The 6,264-nt window shown below is 49.8% G+C and carries 3 protein-coding genes; all 3 read left to right on the forward strand.

Translation table 11 applies throughout. The annotated features are described in order from the left end of the window. Nucleotides 1-57 precede the first annotated feature (57 nt). The 3 genes from HNR77_RS08205 to carB all read left to right on the forward strand — a co-directional run bounded on the left by HNR77_RS08205 (nucleotide 58) and on the right by carB (nucleotide 6,115). Nucleotides 58-1,362: a dihydroorotase gene (locus tag HNR77_RS08205; RefSeq protein WP_184182376.1), complete on the forward strand. Its 1,305-nt coding sequence runs from the start codon at nucleotides 58-60 to the stop codon at nucleotides 1,360-1,362. A 393-nt stretch (nucleotides 1,363-1,755) separates the two neighbouring features. Beyond that, the gene (carA, locus tag HNR77_RS08210; RefSeq protein WP_184182378.1) at nucleotides 1,756-2,898 is read left to right on the forward strand and encodes a glutamine-hydrolyzing carbamoyl-phosphate synthase small subunit; all 1,143 of its coding nucleotides are present in this window, start codon (nucleotides 1,756-1,758) and stop codon (nucleotides 2,896-2,898) included. Between the two features lies 1 nt (nucleotide 2,899). Then, nucleotides 2,900-6,115, forward strand: coding sequence for a carbamoyl-phosphate synthase large subunit (gene carB, locus HNR77_RS08215; RefSeq protein ID WP_184182380.1), 3,216 nt, complete (start codon nucleotides 2,900-2,902; stop codon nucleotides 6,113-6,115). Nucleotides 6,116-6,264: the final 149 nt, after the last annotated feature.

The raw sequence follows: 6,264 nt of genomic DNA on the forward strand, positions 1-6,264 counted from the left end.
ATAAACCATTCATTCAGCGGATTCAACTGCTGGACAGAACTGAAGCGGAGGTCAATTATGGTACAGGTGATTAAAAACGCAAACGTCTTGAATCGAGAAGGGGAACTTGAACGGAAAACCATTCTTATAGAAGAAGGTAAAATTAAAACGATCGCTGACCCGGAAAGTGAAATCGTACGGAACGCCGAGAAGTCAGCGCAAAATGTAACAGATGCTTCAGGAAAACTGGTTATTCCTGGATTGATCGATATGCATGTGCATCTGCGAGAACCTGGATTCGAACATAAAGAGACGATTGAAACAGGCGCACGCTCCGCTGCACAGGGTGGTTTTACAACGATTGCCTGCATGCCAAACACAAGACCTGTAACCGACACACCAGAGGTTGTAGAGCTGGTGCTGAACAAAGCGAAGGAAGCGGATCTGGTTAAAGTGCTGCCTTATGCGGCAATAACCAAAAACGAGCTTGGACGCGAGCTGACCGACTTTGCTGCCTTGAAAGCCGCAGGCGCGATTGGTTTCACGGACGATGGAGTCGGTGTACAAAACGCACAGATGATGAAGGATGCCATGAGTCTGGCAGCCAGCATGGATATGCCGGTCATTGCTCACTGTGAGGATGATTCACTGGTTGTGGGCGGATATGTGACCGAAGGTGAATTCTCCAAGCGCCACGGGATCAAAGGTATTCCGAATGAATCCGAAGCGATTCATGTAGGCCGCGACATTCTGCTGGCTGAAGCAACAGGTGTACACTACCATGTGTGCCACGTCAGCACAGAGCAATCGGTTCGTTTGATCCGTCTGGCGAAATCCATCGGTATCAAGGTGACCGCAGAGGTTTGTCCTCATCACCTGGTGCTGTCGGATGAAGATATCCCAGGTATGGATGCGAATTGGAAAATGAATCCGCCACTGCGCTCGCCACGTGATGTGCAGGCTTGTATCGAAGGTTTGCTCGACGGAACACTTGATATGATCGTGACCGACCATGCACCGCACAGTGAAGAAGAGAAGGCAAAAGGCATGGAACTTGCACCATTCGGTATCGTTGGATTCGAAACAGCCTTCCCGCTGCTTTACACCAAGTTTGTTGAAACGGGATTGTGGACACTGGATTTCCTGGTGAAACGCATGACGGCTGATCCGGCTCGTGTATTCAGACTGGATACGGGCAAGCTGGAAGCAGGAGCACCCGCCGATCTGACCATGATTGATCTGGGTGAAGAGAAAGCCGTTGACCCGGCAACGTTTGCGACCAAGGGAAGAAACACACCATTCACAGGCTGGAAGCTGAGAGGCTGGCCGGTACAAACATGGGTGGATGGCAAAAGCGTATGGAATAACACGTTACAGCAATAAAACAGCAACATGCTGACGTAATACATCGTTAAAAAGATACAAATGGTACTCATAACATAAATTTTCTATATAAATACCAGCTTAATAAGTAACTTCTTTTTATGAACAAACTCAAGGCAAGTCATGCCTTGAGTCAAATATACGCAACAAAGGAAAAGTTGAATCCTGCTTTTGAACATAGACTCGAACGTAACTGCGGAGTGGGCAGAAAGAGCCCGAAGAAGCGAAGCGTTCGCCTTTATCACCGGATTACCCCATTTGAAAAATGGAATCAAGTAATCCGGGGATAACAGCGATCGTAGGGTTTTCTGACCACGAAGCTACCGCCAACGTACGCCACACATGTTCAACTCCAAGAATTCAACTTTGATAAACACAGAGGAGTGAGATGGGATGCAGGGACAGGCAAGATTATTGTTGGAAGACGGCACACTGTTCACCGGTAAAGCATTTGGTGCGGAAGGTGAAACGACAGGTGAGGTCGTTTTTAATACGGGAATTACAGGCTATCAAGAGGTGCTTTCAGACCCTTCATACTGCGGACAGATCGTGACGATGACATACCCGCTGATTGGTAACTACGGTATTACTCGGGATGACTTTGAGTCCATTCGTCCATATGTACATGGTTTTGTCGTAAGACGCCATGAGCCAACACCAAGCAACTGGCGTGCGGAATACAGCGTGGATAATCTGCTGAAAGAATACGGAATCGTAGGCATCAGCGAGATTGATACACGGATGTTGACTCGCCGGATTCGTCACCACGGTACAATGAAGGGAATTCTCACAACAGGATCGAAACCTGTCGAAGAACTGCTGGAGATGATGGGGGACACTACGATTGAGCAATTGCGTAACCAGGTGCCTATGACATCTACGGAGCATGTGTACAACAGCCCGGGTACAGCAGAACGAATCGTCCTAGTTGACTACGGTGCAAAAACAGGGATTTTGCGTGAATTGAGCAAACGTAACTGTGACGTTGTTGTCGTACCTCATGACGTAACGGCTGACGAGATTCGCAGACTGAACCCGGATGGCATTCAACTGTCCAACGGCCCTGGAGACCCGAAAGACGTACCTCATGCCGTGAACATGATCAGTGAACTGCTGGGCGAATACCCGATCTTCGGCATCTGCCTTGGTCACCAACTGTTCGCTTTGGCAGCAGGAGCGGATACGGAAAAACTCAAGTTCGGACATCGCGGTGGCAACCACCCGGTTAAAGAGCTGGAGAGCGGACGCTGCTTCATCACATCCCAGAACCACGGCTACACTGTAAACGAAGAGTCTGTGAAGAGCACAGATCTTGAAGTTACACATATCAACAATAATGACAAGACCATTGAAGGTCTGAAACATAAAAAATATCCTGCCTTCTCCGTGCAGTATCACCCGGAAGCAGCGCCAGGACCGTATGATAACAGCTACCTGTTTGACCGTTTCATCGAGATGATTCGTCAGCACAAGATCACTAACCCGCAAAAGCCGCGTCAAGCCGTATTGGCAGCCGCAGTGAAAGGAGCGCAATAACATGCCGATTAACAAAGATCTCAAAAAAATCCTGGTGATTGGTTCCGGTCCAATTGTCATCGGTCAGGCGGCCGAGTTCGACTATGCCGGTACGCAAGCTTGCCAGGCTCTGAAAGAAGAAGGCGTGGAAGTTGTACTCATCAACAGCAACCCTGCGACAATCATGACAGATACAAATATGGCAGACAAAGTCTACATCGAGCCAATTACACTCGATTTTGTAACTCAGATTATTCGTCAGGAGCGTCCGGACGGCTTGCTGCCAACACTCGGTGGTCAAACGGGGCTGAACATGGCGGTAGAGCTGGCACGTGCAGGCGTACTTGAACGTGAAAATGTGAAATTGCTCGGAACACAGCTCACTTCCATCGAAAAAGCGGAAGACCGCGACCTGTTCCGTGATCTGATGCGTGAACTGGAACAGCCGGTACCTGAAAGTGTTATCGTGACAACCCTGGAAGAGTCCCTGCAATTTGCAGGTGAGATCGGTTATCCAATCATCGTTCGTCCTGCCTACACGCTTGGTGGTACAGGCGGCGGTATCTGTGCGAACGAAGAAGAGCTTCGTGAAACCGTAGCAGCCGGACTTCGTTACAGCCCGATCGGTCAGTGTCTGGTCGAGAAGAGCATCGCCGGAATGAAAGAAGTCGAGTACGAGGTTATGCGTGACAAAAACGATAACTGTATCGTTGTCTGCAACATGGAAAACTTTGACCCGGTTGGCGTTCATACAGGGGACAGTATCGTTGTGGCGCCAAGCCAAACGTTGTCTGACCGTGAATACCAAATGCTGCGCTCGGCATCCCTGAAAATCATCCGTGCCCTGAACATCGAGGGTGGATGTAACGTGCAGTTTGCGCTTGATCCGCATAGCTTCCAATACTATGTCATCGAGGTTAATCCACGGGTAAGCCGTTCCTCCGCTTTGGCTTCCAAAGCTACAGGATACCCGATTGCGAAAATGGCTGCCAAAATTGCCATGGGATATACGCTGGATGAGATCGTTAACCCGGTTACAGGTCAGACGTACGCTTGCTTTGAGCCAACGCTGGACTATATCGTAAGCAAAATCCCGCGCTGGCCGTTCGACAAGTTTACAACGGCGAACCGCAAGCTGGGTACACAGATGAAAGCGACAGGCGAAGTCATGGCGATTGGCCGTACCTTTGAAGAATCCATTCATAAAGCGGTTCGTTCCCTGGAGATCGGTGTACACCGTCTCTACCTCAAAGGTGCAGAAACACTGGATGAAGAAACACTGAATGAAAGACTTGTTAAAGCGGACGATGAGCGCATGTTCCTGGTGGCAGAAGCTTTCCGCAGAGGATATACATTGCAGCAGCTTCAGGACCTGACGAAGATCGACTGGTGGTTCCTGGATAAAATTGAAGGACTGATTCAATTCGAAGATCGTGTTCGCGCAGAATCGGAACTTACTTCCGAGACGTTGTATGAGGCGAAACGCCTTGGTTTCACTGATCGTGCTATCGCAGAATTGCGCGCTGAAGGGCAGCCTGGTGGTACACTGACAACAGAGGCAGAAGTCAGAGCACGTCGTAACGAGGAGAACCTGCGTCCAGTTTACAAAATGGTAGATACATGTGCGGCCGAGTTCGAAGCAACAACACCGTACTACTATTCGACATACGAAACGGAAAACGAAGTTCTGCCTTCCGACAAGAAAAAGGTTGTTGTGCTTGGTTCGGGTCCAATCCGTATCGGTCAAGGGATCGAGTTTGACTACTCCACAGTACATGCGGTATGGGCTCTGCAAAAAGCAGGCTACGAAGCTGTTATTATCAATAATAACCCCGAGACGGTATCGACAGACTTCAACACATCGGATCGTCTGTACTTCGAACCACTGTTCTTCGAGGATGTCATGAACGTTATCGAGCAAGAGCAGCCAGTAGGGGTTATCGTGCAGTTTGGTGGTCAAACGGCGATCAACCTGGCGGCACCGCTGCGCAACGCAGGCGTGACGATTCTCGGAACGGACCTGGAAAGCATTGATGAAGCAGAAGATCGCAAAAAGTTCGAGCGTCTGCTCTCTCGCCTTGAGATTGCACAGCCAAAAGGCAAAACAGTAACTTCAGTAGACGATGCGGTGGAAACAGCTCAGGCGCTCGGATACCCTGTACTTGTTCGTCCTTCGTATGTCCTGGGTGGTCGCGCAATGGAGATTGTATACTCCGATGCAGAACTCTTGACTTACATGGAGCAGGCGGTAAAAATCAATCCGGAGCACCCGGTTCTGATCGACCGTTACATGCTGGGTAAAGAGGTTGAGGTAGACGCCATCTGTGACGGCGAAACGGTACTGGTGCCGGGTATTATGGAGCATATCGAACGCGCAGGGGTACACTCTGGTGACTCCATTGCGGTATATCCTCCGCAGCACCTGTCTGCTGATCTGAAAGAGAAAATTGTAGAGATCACCATCAAAATTGCGAAGGAATTGAAAACGGTCGGACTGGTGAACATCCAGTTTGTTATCCATGAGGGTCAGGTTTATGTGATCGAGGTGAACCCGCGTTCTTCCCGGACCGTGCCTTTCCTGAGCAAAGTAACCAACATTCCGATGGCAAACCTGGCAACACAAGCGATCCTCGGTGTGAAACTGAAGGACCTTGGGTATGTCGATGGACTGTGGCCTGAAACAGATCATGTATCGGTTAAAGTACCAGTGTTCTCCTTTGCGAAGCTGCGCCGGGTTGAGCCTACGCTCGGCCCTGAGATGAAGTCTACTGGTGAGGTTATGGGACGTGACCCGAACTATGCCAAAGCTTTGTTCAAAGGTTTGATCGGAGCGGGAATGAAAATTCCGGCTACTGGAGCAATTGTGGTAACGGTAGCGGATAAAGACAAAGACGAAGCTGTGCCTCTGCTTGAAGGTTTCTACAGACTCGGTTATAAAATTATGGCAACTGGCGGAACAGCTGCTGCGCTTCAAGCGGCGAACATTCCGGTAACGGTTGTGAACAAATTAAGCGAAGGCTCTCCTAACATTCTCGATATGATCCGCAGCGGTGAAGCGAACTTTGTGTTCAACACCCTGACTAAGGGTAAAACACCGCAGCGTGACGGATTCCGGATTCGTCGTGAAGCGGTAGAGAATGGTGTGGTATGTATGACTTCCCTGGATACGATTCGCGCGCTGCTGATTATGCTGCAAACGATCAACTTCTCCTCGGAGGCTATGCCAGCCTTTGTATAACAAATAGTCACTTGATGAAGGACATCAGTCAGCCTGAGGGCTGGCGGGATGTCCTTTATAGTGCGCCCGGCACGGGCGATAACTTGGCGGTGAAAGTCCGCTACAGGCTTGGCAGTAGGAACTGTTAGCCAAGGGCAAGGGTGTCCGTC

The sequence above is a fragment of the Paenibacillus sp. JGP012 genome, assembly GCF_014203995.1.
Classification (GTDB): Bacteria; Bacillota; Bacilli; order Paenibacillales; family Paenibacillaceae; genus Paenibacillus; species Paenibacillus silvae.